Here is a 21,368-nt window from a genome sequence, read left to right as displayed (position 1 = left end):
GCGGCCACCCGGGCTGGGCCATTCCTCACGGAACGAGGCCATTCTAGCCCGGTGCGCTAAGACAAGGGTGGGCAAAGGCGCACTTGCGCCGTGCCCACCATCTCTCTCGATCGAAAAAGATGCGTGGGCACGCTTCCGCTTTGCCCACCCTATGATACTGGCGCGAAGGTGGACGAACAGGGGACCCTTATGCACTTCCAACACTCCGCCCGGTCGCTCGAGCTTCAGGAGCGCGTCCGCCGGTTCATGCTGGAGCAAGTCGAGCCGGTCGAGGAGCTCTATTACGAGCAGGTGAAGCCGGAAGCGGCGCGCTACAAGACGCCGCAAGTGTTGCAGGACCTGAAGCGGCTGGCGCGCGAGCAGGGGCTTTGGAATCTATTCCTCTCCGGCGAGCACGGTCCCGGCCTCTCTAATCTCGAATATGCCCCCGTGAAGGAGATCATGGGCCGCATTCTCTGGGCGCCGGAGGTGTTCAACTGCTCGGCGCCCGATGTCGGCAACATGGAGGTGCTCGCGAATTACGGCACGCCCGCGCAACAAGAGCGCTGGCTAAAACCGCTGCTGGAGGGGCGCATCCGCTCCGGCTTCTCGATGACCGAGCCGCAGGTCGCCTCCAGCGATGCCACCAACATCCAGTGTGCGATCACGCGTGACGGCGACGACTATGTCATCAACGGCCGCAAATGGTTCACCTCAGGCGCGATGAACGAGGATTGCGAGATCCTGATCGTGATGGGCAAGACCGCGCCTGACGATCCCGATCGTCACCGTCAGCAATCCATGATCCTGGTGCCCAGGAACACGCCCGGCGTCCGCATCGTCAGGGACATGCTCACCTACGGCTATGATGACGCGCCGGCCGGCCATCCCGAGATCGTCTACGACAATGTCCGCGTGCCCGCCGAGAACATGCTGCTCGGCGAAGGCCGCGGCTTCGAGATCGCGCAGGGGCGGCTCGGTCCCGGCCGCATCCATCATTGCATGCGGCTGATCGGCTGCGCCCAGCGCGCGCTGGAATTGATGTGCCGGCGCTCGGTGTCGCGGGTGGCCTTCGGCAAGCCGCTCGCCGAGCAGGGCTCGGTGCGCGAGGATATCGCGCACTCCTTCTGCGAGATCACGCAGGCGCGGCTGCTCACGCTGCAAGCCGCCGACAAGATGGACCGCGAGGGCAACAAGGCCGCGCGCGACCTGATCGCCGCCGCCAAGATCGTGGTGCCGAGCATGGCTGCCCGCGTCATCGACCGCGCCATCCAGATCCATGGCGCCGCCGGCGTGTCGCAGGACACGTTCCTCGCGCGCGCCTATGTCTATGCCCGCTTCATCCGCATCGGCGACGGCCCCGATCAAGTGCATCTCGCCGCCATCGGCAAGGAACTGATCAAGCACGGTGGTGTCATCGGAGGCTAGAGCTTCTGTTGCAAGACAACGGTATGCAAAGGTTCTGAAGTTCCGCGCCATTGCGGTTTTCACGGACGTTGCGCAGTGGATCCTGCCGCTGAGCACGTAAGACTCCGGGGGGCGACCGCGGAGGTCATGTTGCTGACTCATTCCCTGTTTTAGACAGCGATAACGAAGACACGCGGGGACCGCTCAGGTTCTCGCAACGGTTCCGCGGCCAGGGGTTGGCGCGAATCCGCAAGAGACTGGCGCAAGTTCAAAAACGCTGACGCGTTCGCTTCGCCACGTTCTGCGGCATCGGGAACCGCACGAAAATTCAAAGGAGATGTAATGGTGTTCCGCTCGAGCGCCGCAGTTTGCGGCGCCCTGGTTGCGCTTGTCGTTTCTGTGACCGTTGCCCGCAGCGAAACAAGTGGGGCTCAATCAAGCGCCGTCGTCGAAGCCGCCTGCGAGGGAGCAATCGTTGGCGCAGCATCCACGTATAATCCATTCAAGCCCGGCAAGGAGGAGGGCGGCCCGAAAACAGCCACCGGCGAGCGTTACGATCCCGAGGTGTGGACAGCTGCGATCAAGACGAGCCTGCGCGGGAAGTTCGGCGGGGTCCAATTCGGCGCGCGACCGAAATATGCGCTGGTCGAAGCTGCCGGCAAGAAGGTCATCGTCAAGATCAACGACGTGGGGCCGCTCAGGCCTGGCCGCATCATCGATCTCAACGAGCGGACGATGCGCCATTTCGATCCGAGCATGGAGCTTGGCGTCATTCCCGACGTCACGGTCAGGCCGCTCTCTGGCGACGATTGGATACCGGGGCCGGTCGGTTGAGCCTTCGTTGATCTGGATCAACGAGGAGATGCCGCGGGATGGCGCGATGCGATTGCGCATTCCCGCTCGCATCGTACCGGAGCCCAACCATGTGGGTCCTGATGTATGTGTTTTCCTATTCGGTCAGTCCCGCTGCAACCAATGACAAGGCGGAATGGCGGCTATTGCCGACCGTAGTGTTCCAGGAATTCACCAGCGAGGAACGGTGCAAGGCGGCGAAGTCGACGCTCGAGGGGAGCTTGAGCCAGGCCGGCGCCAGGTTGAGGAGCGGCCTGGAGGATCTGAAGAGCCTGGGCAAGGCCGATCCCAGCCAGATCATCATTGCCTATAACGTGGAATGTCTGCCGAAATAGATTGGCGACCTCGCCCGCGCGGCCTTGGCGGCGAAGGCCCTTGGGCCACGTCGCAATCGTCTCAACTGCGGTTTTGGCACAAACTGCACAGACGCGCCGCGTTATCATAGGTTAACGTTGGGCATGGGCAGCGACCTGATCATACGTGTGCTTGTCGTCGCGGCCGGTGCGTTCACCGTGGCTGCCGCCTCCCTGCTCATTTTCGGCTCTTGATCTATCTCAATTTGACGCACCGCGCCTTGGCGTTTCCTGCGTTCTGCAGGACAGGCGGACGAGGTGCAACGATGCGGCCTTGGGCTTTGCATTCGCTGGTGTGGGGGCTGACGGCGATCGGCTTGATAGCCATCATCTCCATGCTGCTCTGAGGGCGTCGGCGCCCGTGCCGTTGCAGATCCAGGCGCGCCGGCGGATGATGAGGCATGATAGGCAAGCCCATCCTCATCGTTTTCGCCGGTCTTCCTGCCACCGGAAAAACCACGCTTTCACGCGAACTGACGCGGCGGTATGCGGCGAGCTATATCCGCGTCGATGCAATCGAGCAGTCCTTGCGCGCGGCGGGCCATGATGTCGGTCCGATGGGCTACGTCATCGCCAACGCGCTGGCGGCGGAAAACTTGAAGCTCGGTCGCGCGGTCGTCGCTGATAGCGTAAATCCGGTTCTGGCCAGCCGCGAGGGCTGGCGGCAGACGGCACTGCAAGCATCAATACCCATCGCCGAGATCGAAGTGATCTGCAGCGATGTGGCTTTGCACCGGCAGCGGGCGGAGACGCGCAAGTCCGATATTCCCGGCCTCAGGCCGCCGACCTGGCAGGACATCGTCACCAGGCACTACGAACCGTGGGATCGAGATCATCTGGTGCTCGATACCGCCCATGATTCGGTCGATCATCTGCTTGCGCTGGTGGAGATCTATCTTCGCGATGTGATGGAGTGATCGGGTTCCCGCCCGGCGCGACATTTTGTTGGCGGCGAGCTTCGTCATCATCTGTTCAAAATTCGCGGCTAGTCTTTGCCTCGACGATTGGTTCGCCGGATGTACGCGAACTGGATCGCAAGCCTCGGCCCCGCGTGCCGGGGCTTTTTGTTGTCGAGGCTGCCTGAGCGAGGCTATCCGCGCTTTTTGCACGCGTCGCGATGCCGCAGTCCGCGGTTAGTCCATTCGCCAATCCAACTATCGGACAGCACCAGCAGAGTATGGCTCCGCCCGCGGTTCCGTCGGGGATGCACGCAATGGAACCAAAGGCGAGTAGGACATTAGTAACACCTTCTGGTTGAGAGTGGGGATGATCGTTATTCTCGGATTCGTAATTCCCTTCGACCGTACGTCTCGCCGCACGGTTTGAACCGCGCAGCAGAGAGGTCGGGCTCTTGGGGAACTCAGGAAGTGCTTTCAGCGCCAAGCAGCGGTGGATGATCGTTGCTGCGATGCTGCTGACGGCTGGGCTTGTTCAGATTCCCGTCGTCCTCAACCCGGATTTGGGTTGGCTGCTCACTGTGGACGAAAAGATCCTGGACGGCCAAAAGCTTGGCATCAACCTGTTCGAGTCCAACCCGCCTCTGTCGGTCTACATGTATATGCCGGCCGTGGTGTTCTCACGCCTATCTGGCATTGCGCCGCAGTTCATCGTGATCGCAATGGTGATGGTCGAAATCGCGGGCGCACTTTTGATCATCGATCGCGCCGCTGCGTCCGCGAGATTGGAGGCCGGAGAGAGAGGCATTTCGGCGTGGTTGTTCGCGTTCCTGCTCGCCGTCCTTCCCGGCGCCGTGTTCGGACAACGTGAACACATCGCCGTCATTGCGCTGACCCCTTTTGTCTTCATCACTGCGCTGCGTTGGCGCGGCCTCTCGCTGGGGCCGGCCGCAATCCTCGCAGGGGTGGGGGCGGGATTGGCGATGGGCATCAAACCGTTCTTTGCCCTGGTGGTGGGCCTTCCGGTCATCCTGCGCGTCGTCCGCCAGCGTTCCCTCAGGCCCTTATTCACGTCTGAAGCATGCATTGCCGCGGCGATCGTCGTCGGCTACGGCGCGCTGGTCGTCGTCCTGTTTCCCGCTTACGTCTCCACTTATGCGCCGATGGTCGCCGAGGCCTATCTCCCGATCCGCAAAGACCTCATCAGCCTGGTTCCTCTTCCGATCGTCGTGATCGCCGCTTCTGTTGCGTTCCTGCGCTTCTCGGCGCCCAGCGATTTCAAAATGAGCGGCAACTCCTTGCCGTGGCTGGCCGCATCGGTCGGAGGAGCCGCCAGCTTCATCATCCAGGGCAAGGCCTGGCCATACACGGCCCTGGCGCTTTGTGTGTTCGCGATTGCGGCGCCGTCGCTCCATCTTCGCACAAGGCCATTGAGGACGCCGACCCTGATCGGCGGCCTCGCCGCCGCCTTGCTCATCGGGCTCTATCTGTCGTCGCCGGCTCCGCGTTTTCCGCCGCTGCAAGGGCGCGTGCAGGCTCTCGCGGACCAGCCGCGGCTGCTGACGATTACAGATCACATCGGTCTGGGACATCCGCTCGTCCGTCAAATCCACGGAACCTGGGTCGGCAGCTCGTGCGCGCAGCTGCTGGGCGCAGGCGCGATCCTGCGCCAGCAGAGCGCGCAACCAAATCCCGCCGAGCAAGCGAAACTGGACGGCATCATCGATTTCGAGCGGCGGCATTTGCTCGCGGACATTCGCACCGGCCGGCCCAACGTCATCCTCGTCGATACCTATCTACTAAGTTCATTCCCGTTCGATTGGCTGGCCTGGGCCAATTCGGATCCCGAGCTGAAGGCGGAGCTCAGCCGCTATCGCGAAGTCGAGGATGTCGGCCGCGTCAGGATATTTGTCGATCAGTCGGGATAGGCGCGCTGACCGCGGCATTTCGCGCGGTTGCCTGCCGCATGTCATCGCCGGCTCTCTACCGACTGCCAGAGGCGCTCGATGAATCCGTCATGTTCCAGCGCCTCGATGAACGATCCGTCAGAGATATCGGTCTCCTTGAGTGAAGCCGCGGCCGGATACTTGGCTGTGAGCACGTTTCGTATGTTCTGCAGATTGCCCAGAAGCGGCTTCGGCACCCTCTGAAACACCGGGACGTGGTACCTATAGAGCTCCTCGGCAGCGCCTCGGTCGGCGATGCCCAGATAGCGCTGGAGTAAGGGCACGACGAGATCAGGCTGGGTTTTGAACACATGGATCGTGTCGACGAAGCCTCGCATGACGTTCATGACCAGCTCGCGATCGGATGTGATCAGCCTGCGCGTGGTGGCGAATATCGAGGGAGCGCCGAACTCGTAAATCGGAAAGGCATTCCAGCCATGGCGGGACGCTCCGACAAAGCGTAGATCGACAGGAAGTACGCCGGCGTCAATCTCACCTGCCGCGAGTGCGCTGAAGATCCGATCGAACGTGACGAGCGGCAGGTAAGCGGCCGTTACACCTGCTTTCTCGATGGTGATGCGCGTCGCGACGCTGGTTTGACCCGTCTCCGAGAGCACGCCGACTTTTCTCCCGCCCAGTTGACTGAGCGCAGTGATCTCTTTCTGCGTCATCACGAACTGGTTTGGAAACTCCGTGGTCGGGGTCGCCAGGATGACGATATCGCTGCCCTTGAGCACTTCCTCGGCGACGGGGAGGACGCCGGTATGGGCGAACTCGACATCGCCGTGGATCAAACGAGCGGCGGCCTGCGGCCCGCCGACAGCCACCGCCGGCACGCTGACGTCGACATCATATTTTTTGAATATCCCGGATTCCACGCCCAGCCAGGCCGTGCTTTGCCACATTGCAAGCAGGCCGGTCGCGACGCGTGCCGGCTTGTTTGCTTCTTCGGTCCTGGCTGAGCGGACAGGGATGGCGGACGCGGCGGTCGCGCCGGCCACGAACTGGAAAAATGTACGCCGGACGATCTCCATGCGACCTCCGCCATGGTGGCATCATGCCGGTGTTTTGCCCGACGTGTCAAATGGATTTCGTAAAATCAGCAGTCGTGGCGCTTCGCCGGCCAAGCCATTGATCTGGCTCGCCCGTCTACTGTGTATGGGGTTGTTTTCGCGATTCCGTCGGTGCGGGTCAATCGCCGCTGTTGCGAGCGGCGCGCGATTATCCCGCCTTGGCCGTGCGGTTGTCGGCGCGCAGGTTATGGAAGAACTTCTCCACCTCGCGCGACAGCGTGTCCGCGGTCGCGGTCAGGCTGCTCGCCGCTGACAGGACCGAGGAGGCCGCCGTATCCGTCTCGCCGATGGCGTCGCGGAGCGAGGTGATGTTGGCGACCAGCGTCTCGTTGCCCTGGGCCGCGCTCTGCGCGTTGGAGGAGATCTCGCGCGTGGCCTGGTCCTGCTGGCCGACGGCACCGGCAATCGCCGAGGTGACCTCGTTGATCTCGCGCACCGCGCCGCCGATCTCGCGCACGGCATCGACCGCGTTGCGGGTGGAGGTTTGGATCATCGCGACGTTCTCGCTGATGTCGGCGGTCGCCTTCGCAGTCTGTCCTGCCAGCGCCTTCACTTCGTGTGCGACGACGGCAAAGCCGCGGCCGGCATCGCCGGCGCGCGCAGCTTCGATGGTGGCGTTGAGCGCGAGCAGATTGGTCTGCTCCGCGATGGTTTGAATGAGGGTCAGAACGCCGTCGATGCGCTGCGTGGCGGCGGCAAGGCTCTCGATCTCGGTGATAGACTTCTCGGTGCGCTGGCCGGTCTGCTCGACCGCGCTTGCGCTTTGCCGCACCTGGCGGCCGATCTCCTCGACGGAGGCCGACAGCTCCTCGGCGGCACCTGCGACCGCGGTGACGTTGTGCGAGGCCTGCTGGGTGGCGTTTGCGGCGGTGCCGGCGCGGCTGCTCGCATCCGCGGTGACGCGGGTGATGGTCTGCGCGGTCTCGCGCATGACACTGGCATTGTCGCTGAGCCCGCGCATGATCGCGCCGATCGCTTCGCGGAACGCCTCGACCGATTGCTCGATGTGGCGCGCGCGCTCTTCGCGCATGGCGGAATCCTGCGAGACCTGCGAGGCGAGGTTGCGGTTGCGCCCCATCGCGTCCTGGAACACCTCGATGGCGCGGGCAAGGGCGCCAATCTCGTCGGCGCGGCCGGCGTGCGGCACCACGACATTCTCGGCGCCGTCCGCGACCTGCTTGATCGTCGCGGTGATCGCGGCGAGCGGCCGGGCGATCGAGCGGGCGATGATGATGATGCCGATCACGACCAGCGCCAGCGCCACGCCGCCGAGGCAGGTCAGCACGAAGGACAGCATGCGGTTGGTCTCGGTCTGCTGCGCGATCTGCCTGGCGCGCTCGGCATAGACCTTGGAGAGCGCCTCGAGATCCTTGTTCAGCGCCGAGCGCACGGCGCGGTTGGCGTCGTTATCGCCCCATTCGCGCCCCGCCGCCGCGTTGATCTCGACACCGCGGCGGACCAGCTCCTTGCGGAACTCGACGAACTGCTCGATGCGCTTCTTGAAGGTCGCGAACTGCTCGGCGTCGTCGGCCTTGACGATGCTTTCCCAGCCTTTGACCACGCCCAGGATCTGATCGTTGAACTTCAGCAGCCCGTCGCCGAACTTCTTCACGACCTTCGGCTCGGTCGACATGTAGACGCCGCGCGATTCCATCACGACCGCATAGACCAGCGAGTTGACGCGCTCGACGTTCAGCGCAGCCGCATTCGCCGTCTCGATCGCTGAGGTCAGCTCGGCGCCGCGGCGGCTGTTGTAGTCGGACAGCATCGCAATCGCCGCCGTCAGCAGGGCGAACAGCGCGAAGATCGCATAGAGCTTGGTGGCAAGCGAGAAACGGCCTGCCAGGCCGGCAGCATTCCCAGATCTGTCGATTTGCATGGTGTTCGGGCCCAAATGGCCAGGATCGGCCGGTGTGTGCGGTCGTGTAAAATTGATGCAAAACTATGCAGAATGAAGATGGACGCTGCGTTAACGCGCAAGTCCGGGGCGTGCGCCAAAGGTCTTGGGAAATAAGAGCCATCTCAGTAATTTGGTGCCGTCCTATCGTTCTCGGCAGGTCGGCCCCGGGGAGTGCCTGGAATGCCCCGAACATCGGGCGTGCGCACAAGCCGCCGAGCGCGTATTCCCTGATGCCAGCGCCGCCTTCGGGATCGACCGGGGGTCGGTCACTGGCCGACGAACCCGGAGGGGCCTTTGGTCTATCGCCACACCATCGACGCCACGACCTATGCCTTCGCCGACCTGCGCGACCTCCTGGCCAAGGCGACACCGCCGCGCTCGGGCGACCGGCTGGCCGGGATTGCCGCCGGAAGCGCGGAGCAGATGATCGCCGCGCGGATGGCGCTGGCCGACGTCCCCCTCGGCCAGTTCTTGCAGGAGGCCGTCATTCCCTATGAGGCCGACGAGGTCACCCGCCTGATCATCGACAGCCATGACGCCAGGGCCTTCGCGCCGGTGGCCTCGTTGACCGTCGGCGGATTCCGCGACTGGCTGCTGTCGGACGCCGCCACCCCTGAGATGTTGCGCAAGCTCGCGCCCGGTATCACCCCGGAAATGGCCGCCGCAGTGTCAAAGCTGATGCGTAACCAGGACCTGATCCTGGCGGCACGGAAATGCGAGGTCACGACCGCCTTCCGCAACACCATCGGCCTGAAGGGGCGGATGAGCACGCGGCTGCAGCCCAACCACCCCTTCGACGATGCGAAGGGCATCACCGCCTCGATCCTCGACGGCCTTCTGCTCGGGGCCGGTGACGCCTGCATCGGCATCAATCCGGCCAGCGACGATCCGGCCGTGATTGGCCAATTGCTGCGATTGCTGGACGAGATCGTCGCGCGGCTGAAAATCCCGACGCAAGGATGCGTGCTGACCCATGTCACCACGACGCTGTCGCTGATCGGGCAGGGCGTTCCAGTCGACCTCGTCTTCCAGTCGGTCGCCGGCACCGAGGCCGCCAACCGCAGCTTTGGCATCGACCTCGCGCTGCTGAAGGAGGCGCACGCGGCCGGGCTGTCGCAGAAGCGCGGCACGGTCGGCGACAACGTCATGTATTTCGAGACCGGCCAGGGCTCGGCATTGTCGGCGGGCGCCCATCACGGCGTCGACCAGCAGACCTGCGAGGCGCGCGCCTATGCGTTGGCCCGCGCCTATGCGCCATTGCTGGTCAACAGCGTGGTCGGTTTCATCGGCCCGGAATATCTCTACGACGGCAAGGAGATCATCCGGGCAGGCCTGGAGGATCATTTTTGCGGCAAGCTGCTCGGCCTGCCGCTCGGCATCGACATCTGCTACACCAACCATGCCGAGGCGGACCAGGACGACATGGACAATCTCCTGACGCTGCTGGCCGCGGCCGGCGTCACCTTCATCATGGGCGTGCCCGGCGCCGACGACGTCATGCTGAACTACCAGTCCACCTCCTTCCACGACGCGCTCTATGTCCGCGACGTCTTCGGTGTGGCCCGCGCGCCCGAGTTCGACGATTGGCTGGTGCTGTCAGGTATTGCCGGGGCCGACTTCAGGCTTGCCGGCGACGCGGGCCTTTTGCCCGATTTTGCCGCGCGGCTGATCGCGTGATGCGGAAAAACCTCGCGAAAAGCCCCGTCTGCCGCCGTGAACCCCGGGAAACCATTGGCGTGTCTCAAGAATTAGTTCGCTGCCACAATATTGAGGAATTCCGGTCGCAGCGTTACGCTATGTTTCTGGAGACCTCGTCAGTACCATCAGTGGAACGTGGTTGGGGGAAGTTCGATGCGCGCTGAAAGCAACGGAACGAGCCGGCATATTCTCTGCGTCTTTCCGCGTTACACCTCATCCTTCGGCACCTTCGAGCACGCCTATCCGCTGACCGATGGCGTCCGTGCCTTCATGCCGCCGCAGGGCCTGCTGCTGCTCGCGGCCTACCTGCCGAAGGAATGGCAGGTCAAATTCGTCGACGAGAACCTCCGCCGCGCGACCAGGGAGGAGTTCGAATGGGCAGAGGCCGTCTTCGTCAGCGGCATGCACATCCAGCGCCAGCAGATGAACGACATCTGCCGCCGCGCCCATGAATTCGACCTGCCGGTCGCGCTCGGCGGCCCTTCGGTCAGCGCGTGCCCGGATTATTATCCGTCGTTCGACTATCTCCATGTCGGCGAGCTTGGCGATGCCACCAATCAACTGATCGATATTCTGTCGCGCGATACGTCGCGTCCCGACGTCCAGGTGGTGCTGACCACCAAGGATCGCGTGCCGATGACGGAGTTTCCGATCCCGGCCTATGAGCTCGCCGATGTGAAACGGTACTTCCTCGGCAGCATTCAATATTCGAGCGGCTGTCCGTATGAGTGCGAGTTCTGCGACATCCCCGGCCTCTATGGCCGCAACCCGCGCATCAAGTCGCCGGAGCAGATCATTGCCGAGCTCGACCGCCTGCGTGAATGCGGCATGACCGACACGGTCTACTTCGTCGATGACAACTTCATCGGCAACCGCAAGGCCGCAATGGATCTCTTGCCGCACCTCATCGAATGGCAAAAGAGGACCGGCTATGTGGTGCGGCTTGCCTGCGAGGCAACGCTCAACATCGCCAAGCGCCCCGAGATCCTCAAGAAGATGCGCGAGGCCTATTTCATCACCATCTTCTGCGGCATCGAAACGCCGGACCCGGACGCGCTGAAGGCCATGCACAAGGACCACAACATGATGGTCCCGATCCTCGAGGGCGTGCGCACCATCAATTCCTACGGAATGGAAGTGGTGTCGGGCATCATCATGGGGCTCGACACTGACAAGGCCAATACGTCGGAGGCGCTGCTCGCCTTCGTGGAGGAGTCGCGCATTCCGCTGCTCACCATCAACCTGCTTCAGGCCCTGCCGAAGACGCCGTTGTGGGACCGACTGGAGAGGGAAGGGCGTCTGGTCGACGATGAGGGGCGCGATTCCAACGTCGACTTCCTGCTGCCTTATGACGAAGTTGTCGCGTCCTGGAAGCACGCCATGAGTGTCGCCTACCAGCCGGAGAAGGTTTACGAGCGCTTCCAGTATCAATGCGACGAGGTTTATCCTCATCGCCTCAAGATGCCGGTGCCGGACGAGATGAAGACCTGGGCCAACATCCGCCGCGGCCTCGTCATGCTGCGCAACATCTTCTGGAAGGTCGGCGTGCTCGGCGATTACAGGCGCGTGTTCTGGAAGTTTGCGCTCGGACGCATCAAGCGCGGTGACATGGAGGGCCTGATCGGCTGCACCATGATCGCGCATCATCTCATCACCTTTGCGCGGGCGGCCACCAGCGGCGAGCAGAACGCCTCGAACTATTCGATCAGGTTGCGCGAAGCCTCCGTTCCCGCCGAATGAGCGACGAGCCCGTTCCGGCCCGCCCGATCATCGACCTCAAATCGCTCACGCCGGCGCGCGTCGCGCTCGGGCGCAGCGGCGCGAGCCTGCCGACCAAACCGCTGCTCGCTTTCACACTGGCCCACGCCCGCGCCCGCGATGCCGTGCATGCCGCTTTCGACGCGCCGGGTGTGATTGCCGGGGTGAGGGCGCTCGGCCTTGGCGCCACCGTGGTCAGCAGCCGTGCCACCGATCGCGCCGATTATCTGCGCCGGCCCGATCTTGGACGTCAGCTCGACGCCGGCTCCGCCGCGGCACTGGCGGACCTTGGCATCGCGCCATGCCAGCTTGCGATCGTCATCGGCGACGGCTTGTCGGCCGCCGCGGTCCACGCCCATGCGGTGGCACTGCTGCAAAGCCTGTTGCCGCTGCTGGCTGGGGACGACGCTGTCGCGGTCGGCCGCGTTGTCGTCGCCTCAGGCGCGCGGGTCGCGCTCGGTGACGAGATCGGCGCGATTCTCGGCGCCCGCATGGTTGTGATGCTGATCGGCGAGCGGCCGGGGCTGTCAGCGCCCGACAGCCTCGGGGCCTATTTGACCTTCGCGCCGAAGCCCGGCCTGACTGATGCCGAGCGCAACTGCGTGTCCAATATCCACAAGGCCGGGTTGAGCTACGACGCGGCGGCCATCAAGATCGCCTGGCTGGTCCGCGAGGGGCTGGCGCGCCAGGTCACGGGCGTGGCGCTCAAGGACGAAAGCGCCGACCGCGCCCCGCGTCGAATCGGCACGGCTGTGCCAGAATGACGGACATTCCGGCAAAATCGCCGCATCTTGATCGATTCGGAGACCGCCGGCGTGCTTGCGAGAAGGGCGCTTGACCTGCTAAACCGCTGCCGGCGATTTTCCGCGCATTTTCAAAGGGCAAGCCTCCCATTGTTATGGCGTTTTCAAGCCGTTCGCGGGGCGCAATAAGCTCACAGCTAGAGCCGATTTAGGAACTGGACAAGGCATGCTCGAAAAGCACCGCGAGAATGAGGTTCATGTCGACAAGGTCGAGCAGGGGCCTGCGTCCTCCATTGCCTTTGGGCTGGAGCGTATCGGGCTGATCGCGGTCCGGGCGCCGATCGTCTCCTGCATCATCCTGGTCGCGCTGATCGTCGCCGCCGTGTTCGGCATCGAGCGGATCAAGATCGACGATTCGCTGTCGCAGCTGTTCCGCTCCAACACCCGCGAATTCCGGCAGTACGAAGAGGTGACCAAGAAGTTCCCGGCCGAGGAATTCGACGTCCTCGTCGTGGTCGAGGGCCAAAAACTGCTGGCGCGGAATAACCTCGAGAAGCTCCGTGATTTCGTCACCGACATGCAACTGGTCGAGGGCACCCGCGGCCTGGTCTCGCTGTTCTCGGCGCGCCAGGCGCCGGCGCCGGGCAAGCTGCCGGCGGCGCTGTTCCCGGCCGAGCTGCCCGAGGGCGCGGCCTATGACCAGTTCATCGAGACTGTCAAAAACAACGAGATCATCCGCGGCAAGCTGTTGTCGGAGGACGGCACGCTGGCGCTGATCGTGCTCTCGCTCGATCCGCAGGTGGTCGCCTCCAGCAAGCTGACCAAGACCGTCGGCGACATCCGCGCGTTGATGAAGGAGGATCTCGGCGACACCGGGCTCAGCGTGCAGCTCTCGGGCGTGCCGGTGATGCAGCTCGAGATCCGCAACGCGGTCGAGCGCGACGGCCTCACCTACAACATCCTCGGCATTCTCGCCGGCTGCATCATCGCCATCATCTTCTTCCGCAAGATCTCGTTCATGGTGGTGGCGGCGTTCCCGCCGATGATCGCGATTCTGATCGCACTCGGCGCGCTCGGCTGGGCCAATTTCAATCTCAACATGTTCCTGAACGTGATGACGCCGCTCATCATGGTGATCTCGTTTTCGGACTCGATGCAGCTGACTTTCGCCGCGCGCGACCGGCTGATCGCGGGCCAGGACAAGTTCACCGCTTTCAGGAACGCGGTGCTGGTGGTGGGGCCCGCCTGCGTGCTGACGCACGGCACCGCTGGCATTTCCTTCATCGCGCTGCAGTTCTCGGACTCCGACCTGATCCGCAAGTTCGGCGAGGCGGGCTTGGCTGCCACCATCATCGCGCTCATCACGGTGCTGTCGCTGGTGCCCGTGTTCGGCGTGCTGTTCGTGCGCAACGAGAAGATCTTTGCGGTCAAGTTCCAGAGCGCGGATGCCGGCGTGCAGGCGCTGCGCAATTTCTGCTACTGGATCGCGGTGCGCATGGTCGGCCGGCCCGGCCTGTTCAGCCTGATCGCGCTGCTGTTCGTCGCCAGCCTCGGCGTCATCTACGCCAATCTGCAGCCGCGCTACCGGCTCGCCGACCAGGTGCCGGACAAGCGCCAGGCGGTCGCCGCAAGCAACCGGCTCGATGCCAAGCTGACGGGCGCCAACCCGGTCAACGTGTTGATCACGTTCCCCAAGGGTGAATCGCTCTACTCGCCGGAGACATTGCAAACCATCGCCGACGTGCATGCGACCGTCGAGAAGGCCGCCGGCGTCGGCAACGTCTGGTCGCTGGAAACGCTGCGCCGGTGGCTCGCCGAAAAGGCCGGGAGCGACGACGTCGCGACCCTCAAGGAATATGTGGGCGTCATCCCCGAACATCTGGTGCGGCGCTTCATCGACGCCGAGCAGGATGCGGTGGTCGTGGCCGGCCGCGTGCCGGACAAGGACTCCAGCCAGCTTCTGCCGATCGTCGACAAGCTCGATACCGAGCTCGACGCCGTCCGCAAGAAGCATCCCGGCTACGAAGTCGCCGTCACCGGTCTTGCCGCCATCGCCGCACGCAACTCGGCCGGCATGATCGAGAAGCTGAATCGCGGTCTCACCGTCGAATTCGCGCTGGTTGCGATCTTCATAGGCCTTGCCTTCCGCTCCTGGGTCGTGATGTTCGCCTGCATCCTGCCGGGCATCTTCCCGGTGGTGATGTCGGGAACGGTGCTGTGGGCGATGGGCGAAGGGCTGCAATTCGCCAGCGTCGTCGCGCTCACCGTCTCGTTCGGCCTCGGCCTGTCCGCAACCATCCACTTCCTCAACCGCCTGAGGCTCGAGAGTAAACCCGGCGTCGGTTCGGCGCTCGCGGTCGAGCGCGCGACCGTGCTGGTCGGCCCGGCGCTGATCCTGACCACGGTGGTGCTGGCCTGCGGCCTCGTCGTCACCGTGTTCTCGGACCTGCCGTCGCTGCGGCTGTTCGGCTGGCTCAGCGCCTTCTCGATGGTGGCGGCGCTGGTCGCCGACCTCTTCATCCTGCGGCCGACGGCGATGTGGCTGATCAACCTCCACGCCAGGCTTCACGGCACGGACAAGCCGGCGATCTGAGCGGGGTCATCACGCGGCCACCGAATCGCAGCACGCTGGCTGCGGTTCGGAGGTTTCATGCGCGATATCAGGCACGACGGCGCGATCACGGCGTTTCAGCAGAAGCGGGGCGGCGATGCGGCCGCCTTCTTCGTGCCGTTCCTTAGCCCCGGTATGAGGCTGCTCGACATCGGCTGCGGCCCGGGAACGATCACGGCCGCGCTTGCGGAGAGCGTGGGCACGGCGATCGGCGTTGATATCAATCCGAACGCGATCGCGTCAGCCCGGCAGCTTGCCGCGCATGCGGGCCTGACCAATCTGTCCTTTGTCGAAGCCGACATGACCGCGCTTCCGTTCGAGGACGGTGCGTTCGACGCGATATTCTGTCATGCGGTGCTCTACCATCAGAGCCAGGCGATGTTGGCGAAAACGCTGGCCGAAGCGCGACGTGTGCTGAGGCCGGGTGGCCTGCTGGGCACGCGTGACGCCGTTGTTGGCGGCAACATTCTCCATCCTGAGGTTGACGGCGTGCGCCTCGCGCTCGATCTCTGGCAGCGCTGGTACGAGCACGACGATCCCGAGGCACTTCGCTTCGGCCGCCGACAGAGCGCCGTTCTTCGCGCGCACGGCTTCACGCCGGTCTGGGCCGGCGCGAGCTATGTCAACCACAGCGCCGATGCTGCAAGCCGCACTGAAGCCGTCGCGGATGCGCGGCAGAGCCTGCTCGGTCTCGGGCCGCAGCTTGTAGGCAAGTCGCTCGCGACCGCCGACGAGATTGAGACCGCGCTTGCCGGCTGGGACGCCTGGGGCTGCGATCCCGACGCGGTTTATTTCAGATGCCGGTGCGCATGCATCGCGCGCAAGCCGTGATCCGCGGCCTTACGCCTCGACGTGGACGATCCCGTACGGGTCGAACTTGAAATCGTCCTCGGCGTAGTGCGATCCGCGCGAAAGTGCGAGGTTGCGCGCACGCAGAATTGCATCGACGCCGTCCGCGGCCATGTTATCGGCGATCTCGTCCATGAGCCTGGCCGCATCGCGGTCGCTGCCGCGCGACTTCGCGACGTAGATCTCCGGCAGCCCGACGAAATGGTAGCCGACGCTTTCATAATAGACGTCGCCGCCGAGTGGACGCTTGGCGAAGGCGAGGCGGCAGACCCGGCTCATCGCTGCCGTGACGGCGAGGCCCTGGTTTGTTTTCGCCGCCGCCTTGCACTCGGAGGCCAGCTGCATCCACCGTTTGAGACCATGCGCGACGCCGGCGCTCTCGCCTTTGGCGGCGATGGCTCCCGCCTCGATCATCGCCTCGACGATGCGCAAGGCTGCGGCGGAATAGGCGACCGTCTTCTCCCGCTCCATCGGCGGGCTCAGCACGTAGAGAACCGATTTGTGGTTGGCGACAGCGGCCTCATCGGCGGCGGACCAGGCATTGGGAAAGGTGCGGTCCCAGCACACACCGAATGATCGCTCCATGTGCGGATCGGGTTTTGCTTGCGAATAGGTGCGGTCGATCTCGAAGCCGAAATCGGCGATCATCGTTGCGACGGCTTTCGGCGGATGAAGCAGACCGTCGTCCTTGCCGAGGAAACAGAGCACGTGGCGCGGCTTCACTGACGACGGCTGCATGTCCTTGCCTTGCTGGATTGACTGATCATCACTGGCCCACGCGGGAACGGCGGCGAGGAGTCCGATGGCCTTGAGCAGGTGTCTGCGAAACGGGTTCATGTCAGCGAAAAGCCCCCGGCTCGCGAAAACCGGGGGCTCGGTCCTTTTCAAGCGGAGACTGGCAATCAGCCCTTCGTCATCGTGATATTCACGCCGCGGATCTCGCCCTTGGAGGAGATCTGCACCGTCTGCTTGGTGCCGTTGGTGCGCAGCGTCAGGTTGGCGGCAAAACCGTTGGCCTCGACGAACACTTCGATCTGGCCACCGCCGGCGGTGCCCTGCAGATTGCCGAAGATGTTGCGGCTGGCCTCGCTCCAATTGCCGGAGATACGGTCTCCCTGGCTGGTCACGTCGCTGGTGAGGTCGAACTTGTAGCTGTCGGAGGCGCAGTGCAGCGCCTGCTTGAGGCTGAGGCCGGTGCCGGCGACCTTGTAGTCCGCCTTGCAGCGGATGCGCTCGGTCGAGCCGTCCGACAGCGACACCGTGCCGGTGCCGGTCCACGCGCCGTCGAAACCGGCGAACGGGCCGGACGACTGAGCGTGGCTTGCCGCAACCGAGAAGAGCAGCGCCGCACCGATGCCGGCTGCCTTGAGTGCCAGTTCAGATCGCCCAAAGAATTTCATCATCAATATCCCGTTTTGGAACCACGCCTGCTTCATCGCAAGCCGTCTCGCCACATCGAAAGTTTAGTGTTGTGAGCCTGTGTCAGGTTCAAGCTTCTGTGCCGGATAAGCCTAGCCGCCCGCGATGTCAGGCGCGCGAAGCGGCCTTGCCTAAGGTCCGGCCCCGATTTCCCTCTGTTTCCATATGTTTCCGGCCCAAATGGCCGGTCGGACAGATGCAGCGCTGCAACAGGTATGCAGTAAAACACCACGTGCCAGAATTATGACGTAGTATCAAGCCCTTACATCTGCCAATGAAGACCGAGGGAAGACCTGATTTGGTGAACGCGGCGCCAATTTGGCCGCATTTACCAGCGCTTGTGCCTTCTCCGGTGCCGCACTCTCCGTGGCAACTTGCCAACAGAACAATCCGTTCCCGTCGGCCCTGTGCTGCCCGGGATTGGTGCGATTCTGCCGTCAGAATGAAGGAATACAATGCGTAAGCTTCTCGTCGCTCTCACCGTGCTGTCGGCAACCCTGTCCACGGCTGCGTTCGCCCAGCAGGGGCGTGGCACGGATGCCGAGCAGAAGGCCTGCACGCGCGATGTGCAGAAGTTCTGCCGTCCGGTTATCGACCAGGGCGATTTCACCATCCTGGCCTGCCTCAAGGAGAACCGGTCCAAGATCTCGCAGGCCTGCGACCAGGTCCTGAAGGACCACAACCAATAAGCTCGGCCACTGGCCCACAAAGGCGGCCCTGGGCCGCCTTTTTCAGGCCGGATCCGCAGAGGGCTGCCATCGCGCGACAGGATTGGTTTTGCGGCCGTATTCCCCTATATGGGGGCCGCGGCGGCGTCGCCGGCATGAGCCCGCGCGAACGCAAAAGCCCCTTCTGTCCAAACGATTGTTGATCAGCCCTCGATGACCTCTGCGAGCGAATTGCGATCCGGCAAGGGTGACCGCGACGAGAATTTTCCCGTCGCGTCCTGGATCATTCATCCGCGTCATCGCGCCCTGATCCTGGCCTATTACAATTTCGTCCGGACCGCCGACGACATCGCTGATCACGCCACCCTGCAGGCGGACGAGAAGCTGCGTTATCTCGACCTGCTCGAGGCGGAACTGCTCGGCAAGGGCGAGACCCAGGCCGAGGCCGTCACCTTGCGGCGCGCGCTCGCCGAGCGCGGCATGGCGCCGCGCCACGCGCTCGACGTGCTGATCGCGTTCCGCATGGACGTAACCAAGCTGCGCTACGAGACCTGGGACGAGGTCATCCACTATTGCCGTTATTCGGCGATGCCGGTCGGCCGCTTCATGCTCGACGTCCATGGCGAAAGCACCTCGACCTGGGCGGCGTCGGATGCGCTGTGTGCGGGCCTCCAGATCAACAACCACCTCCAGGATTGCGGCAAGGATTATCGCGAGCTAAATCGCGTCTATCTGCCGCGCGATGCGCTCGCCGCAAGCGGCGCCTCGGTCGAGCAGCTCGGCCTGGCGCAGTCGCCGCCGGCGATGCTGGCCTGCCTGCAGTCGCTCGCGGTGCGCAACGAAGCGCTGCTGGGCGAGGGCAGGTCGCTGAGCGCCGAGATCCGGGATGTCCGCCTCGGCGTCGACGTCGCGGTGATCCAGGCTTATGCGGACCGTATCGTGCGCCTCTTGAAATTGCGCGATCCCCTGCGCGAGCGCGTGCACCTGAACAAGTTCGAACTGCTCACCTTCAGCCTTGCCGGCATCGCCGGTGAACTCGGCCGCCGTGCGATCGGCCGCAAAACCATCACCAATCCGGGGACTGCCCATGACGCTTGAGGCGACCGCGCCCAGCGCCAATTATGGCTCGTCCGCATCGAACAGCTCCTTCTACGCTGCGATGCGGATCCTGCCGCGCGACCAGCGCGAGGCGATGTTCCAGATCTACAGCTTCTGCCGCCAGGTCGACGACATCGCCGATTCCGACGGCCCGCGCGACCAGCGGCTGGCCGCGCTGCAGGAATGGCGCAACGACATCGATGCGCTCTACCAGGGCAATCCGCCGCCGCGGCTGAAGGACTACGTCGCCTCGGTGAAGACTTTTGGGCTTAAGCGGGAAGATTTCCTGGCCATCGTCGACGGCATGGAGATGGACGTGCCGCAGGATATCCGCGCGCCGGACATGGCGACGCTGGATCTCTACTGCGATCGTGTCGCCAGCGCCGTGGGACGGCTGTCGGTGCGGGTGTTCGGCCTGCCGGAAGAGGATGGCATCCTGCTGGCGTATCACCTCGGCCGTGCGCTCCAGCTCACCAACATCCTGCGCGACATCGACGAGGACGCGGGCCTTGGCCGGCTCTATCTGCCGCGCGAAGCGCTGCTGCATGCCGGCATCACCTCCAACGATCCGAACCGCGTGATCGCCGAGCGCGCGCTGCCGAAGGTCTGCCTGCCCCTGACGCAGCGTGCGAAAGCGCATTTCGAGAAGTCGGACGAGATCATGAGCCGCAACAAGCGTCGCGCGGTGCGCGCGCCGCGGATCATGTCGAAGTACTACCATTCCATCCTGGACCTCCTGATCGCGCGCGGCTTCAACGCACCGCGCGAGCCCGTGCGTGTGTCGAAGGTCACACGCATTTTGATCCTGCTCCGCTACGCTTTCATCTGATGCAAAACACAGCTCACATCATCGGCGCTGGAATTTCCGGCCTCTCCGCCGCTGTGCGGCTCGCCAATGCCGGCTACAAGGTCGCCGTGCACGAGGCGACGCACCAGGCCGGCGGCCGCTGCCGCTCCTATTTCGACGGCGCCACCAATCTCACCATCGACAACGGCAATCATCTGCTGCTGTCCGGCAACAGCCACGCGCGCGCCTATGCACGCTCGATCGGCACCGAGGCGGGCCTGGTCGGGCCTGAAAGCGCGCAGTTTCCCTTCGTCGACATCAAGACCGGGCAGCGCTGGCAGATCGATCTCGGCACCGGCCGGTTGCCGACCTGGGTGCTTGATGAGGGCCGTCGCGTCCCTGATACGGGTCTCACCGATTATCTCAAGCTGGCGCCGCTGATCTGGGCATCGGAACAGACGCTGGTCGGAAAATCCATTCCTTGCGAAGGCACGCTCTATCATCGCCTGGTGCAGCCGCTGCTGCTTGCGGCGCTCAATGTCGATCCGCCCGAAGGCTCGGCCGGGCTTGCCGGCGCGATCGTGCGCGAGACGCTGCTGGCGGGCGGGCAGGCCTGTCGTCCGCTGATCGCGCGCGATGGGCTCAGCGCCGTGCTGATCGAGCCCGCCGTGAAATTCCTTCAGGACCGGGGACACACGGTTCAGCTCGGCCATGAGCTGCGCTCCTTCGTCAACAGCGACGGCAAGGTCAGCGCGCTGAATTTCGGCGGCGAGGACGTGATCCAGCTCAGCGAAGGCGACGTGATCGTGATGGCGGTGCCGCCGCGTGCCGCGACGAGCCTGCTGCCGGGGCTGACCGCGCCGACTGAATTCCGCGCCATCGTGAATGCGCATTTCCGCTTCGAGCCGCCGCCCGGATCGGCGCCGATCCTCGGCGTGATCGGCGGCGTCGTGGAATGGCTGTTCGCCTTCCCGAACCGGCTCTCCGTCACCATCAGCAATGGCGACCGCCTGGTCGACATGCCGCGCGAGGAACTGGCCCAGACGATCTGGAACGACGTCTGCGCGGCCGGTGGGGTCTCCGGCGAGCTGCCCCCGTGGCAGATCGTGCGCGAGCGCCGTGCCACATTCGCGGCAACGCCGGCCCAGAATGCCCTGCGTCCGGGGCCGGTCACGTCGCTGAAAAACCTGTTTCTCGCCGGTGACTGGACTGCTACGGGATTGCCTGCAACGATCGAGGGATCGGTCCGGTCGGGTGATCGCGCCGCCGATCTGGTGCTGGCCGCAAAGCGGGCCTGACGGGCAATGTCCCGGTCACTTTCAAATCGACGC

At 64.1% G+C, this 21,368-nt stretch carries 18 protein-coding genes; 14 read left to right on the top strand and 4 right to left on the bottom strand.

The features are described from left to right. The first annotated feature begins 189 nt into the window (after positions 1–189). From L6637_RS36245 to L6637_RS36225, 5 genes are all read left to right on the top strand, one after another. Positions 190–1,407 (top strand): acyl-CoA dehydrogenase family protein, encoded by a 1,218-nt coding sequence (locus L6637_RS36245; RefSeq protein ID WP_237873700.1) that lies wholly within the window; start codon positions 190–192, stop codon positions 1,405–1,407. 321 nt (positions 1,408–1,728) lie between these two features. Beyond that, complete coding sequence (locus tag L6637_RS36240; protein ID WP_237863794.1) at positions 1,729–2,220, top strand: septal ring lytic transglycosylase RlpA family protein; 492 nt, start codon at positions 1,729–1,731, stop codon at positions 2,218–2,220. An 89-nt stretch (positions 2,221–2,309) separates the two neighbouring features. Then, complete coding sequence (locus tag L6637_RS36235; RefSeq protein ID WP_237863795.1) at positions 2,310–2,573, top strand: hypothetical protein; 264 nt, start codon at positions 2,310–2,312, stop codon at positions 2,571–2,573. A 419-nt stretch (positions 2,574–2,992) separates the two neighbouring features. Beyond that, complete coding sequence (locus L6637_RS36230) at positions 2,993–3,508, top strand: P-loop nucleotide/nucleoside kinase family protein (RefSeq protein ID WP_237863796.1); 516 nt, start codon at positions 2,993–2,995, stop codon at positions 3,506–3,508. A 476-nt stretch (positions 3,509–3,984) separates the two neighbouring features. Then, positions 3,985–5,415 carry a hypothetical protein gene (locus tag L6637_RS36225; RefSeq protein ID WP_237873699.1) on the top strand — a complete coding sequence of 477 codons (1,431 nt, stop codon included), beginning with the start codon at positions 3,985–3,987 and terminating at the stop codon, positions 5,413–5,415. A gap of 41 nt (positions 5,416–5,456) precedes the next feature. On the opposite strand, the gene L6637_RS36220 is transcribed toward L6637_RS36225, so the two are convergent. Both L6637_RS36220 and L6637_RS36215 read right to left on the bottom strand, forming a co-directional pair. Continuing rightward, entirely contained in the window at positions 5,457–6,467 is a 1,011-nt protein-coding gene (locus tag L6637_RS36220) for an ABC transporter substrate-binding protein (protein ID WP_237873698.1), read from the bottom strand. 187 nt (positions 6,468–6,654) lie between these two features. Next, a complete protein-coding gene (locus L6637_RS36215) occupies positions 6,655–8,385 on the bottom strand; it encodes a methyl-accepting chemotaxis protein (RefSeq protein ID WP_237863799.1) in 1,731 nt (576 codons plus the stop codon). 315 nt (positions 8,386–8,700) lie between these two features. Between L6637_RS36215 and L6637_RS36210 the strand changes: the two genes are divergently transcribed. From L6637_RS36210 to L6637_RS36190, 5 genes are all read left to right on the top strand, one after another. Beyond that, positions 8,701–10,083 carry an ethanolamine ammonia-lyase subunit EutB gene (locus tag L6637_RS36210; protein ID WP_237873697.1) on the top strand — a complete coding sequence of 461 codons (1,383 nt, stop codon included), beginning with the start codon at positions 8,701–8,703 and terminating at the stop codon, positions 10,081–10,083. A 174-nt stretch (positions 10,084–10,257) separates the two neighbouring features. Next, positions 10,258–11,844 (top strand): B12-binding domain-containing radical SAM protein, encoded by a 1,587-nt coding sequence (locus tag L6637_RS36205; RefSeq protein ID WP_237873696.1) that lies wholly within the window; start codon positions 10,258–10,260, stop codon positions 11,842–11,844. After that, positions 11,841–12,626 (top strand): ethanolamine ammonia-lyase subunit EutC, encoded by a 786-nt coding sequence (gene eutC / locus L6637_RS36200; protein ID WP_237873694.1) that lies wholly within the window; start codon positions 11,841–11,843, stop codon positions 12,624–12,626. The genes L6637_RS36205 and eutC overlap by 4 nt, the downstream gene beginning before the upstream one ends. A gap of 205 nt (positions 12,627–12,831) precedes the next feature. Further along, complete coding sequence (locus L6637_RS36195) at positions 12,832–15,198, top strand: efflux RND transporter permease subunit (RefSeq protein WP_237863803.1); 2,367 nt, start codon at positions 12,832–12,834, stop codon at positions 15,196–15,198. A 57-nt stretch (positions 15,199–15,255) separates the two neighbouring features. Further along, complete coding sequence (locus L6637_RS36190) at positions 15,256–16,047, top strand: class I SAM-dependent methyltransferase (protein WP_237873692.1); 792 nt, start codon at positions 15,256–15,258, stop codon at positions 16,045–16,047. 9 nt (positions 16,048–16,056) lie between these two features. On the opposite strand, the gene L6637_RS36185 is transcribed toward L6637_RS36190, so the two are convergent. Beyond that, positions 16,057–16,902 carry a hypothetical protein gene (locus tag L6637_RS36185; protein WP_237873690.1) on the bottom strand — a complete coding sequence of 282 codons (846 nt, stop codon included), beginning with the start codon at positions 16,900–16,902 and terminating at the stop codon, positions 16,057–16,059. Between the two features lie 65 nt (positions 16,903–16,967). Then, complete coding sequence (locus L6637_RS36180) at positions 16,968–17,465, bottom strand: hypothetical protein (RefSeq protein ID WP_237863806.1); 498 nt, start codon at positions 17,463–17,465, stop codon at positions 16,968–16,970. Positions 17,466–17,939: 474 nt separating this feature from the next. On the opposite strand from L6637_RS36180, the gene L6637_RS36175 reads away from it, so the two are divergent. The 4 genes from L6637_RS36175 (at position 17,940) to hpnE (ending at position 21,335) form a co-directional block, all read left to right on the top strand. Continuing rightward, positions 17,940–18,173, top strand: coding sequence for a hypothetical protein (locus L6637_RS36175; protein WP_237863807.1), 234 nt, complete (start codon positions 17,940–17,942; stop codon positions 18,171–18,173). Between the two features lie 192 nt (positions 18,174–18,365). After that, on the top strand, positions 18,366–19,250 hold the full coding sequence (hpnC, locus tag L6637_RS36170) for a squalene synthase HpnC (protein WP_237873688.1): 885 nt from the start codon (positions 18,366–18,368) through the stop codon (positions 19,248–19,250). Then, positions 19,240–20,079 (top strand): presqualene diphosphate synthase HpnD, encoded by an 840-nt coding sequence (hpnD, locus tag L6637_RS36165; protein WP_237873686.1) that lies wholly within the window; start codon positions 19,240–19,242, stop codon positions 20,077–20,079. Before hpnC ends, hpnD begins: the two co-directional genes overlap by 11 nt. Further along, positions 20,079–21,335, top strand: a complete 1,257-nt coding sequence (gene hpnE, locus L6637_RS36160; protein WP_237873685.1) for a hydroxysqualene dehydroxylase HpnE — start codon at positions 20,079–20,081, stop codon at positions 21,333–21,335. The genes hpnD and hpnE overlap by 1 nt, the downstream gene beginning before the upstream one ends. Positions 21,336–21,368 lie beyond the last annotated feature (33 nt).

The sequence above is a fragment of the Bradyrhizobium zhengyangense genome (assembly GCF_022012435.1).
GTDB classification, from domain to species: Bacteria; Pseudomonadota; Alphaproteobacteria; order Rhizobiales; family Xanthobacteraceae; genus Bradyrhizobium; species Bradyrhizobium zhengyangense.
The sequence above is the reverse complement of the archived record's forward strand: the minus strand, read 5'-3'. Positions and strand labels throughout refer to the sequence as shown.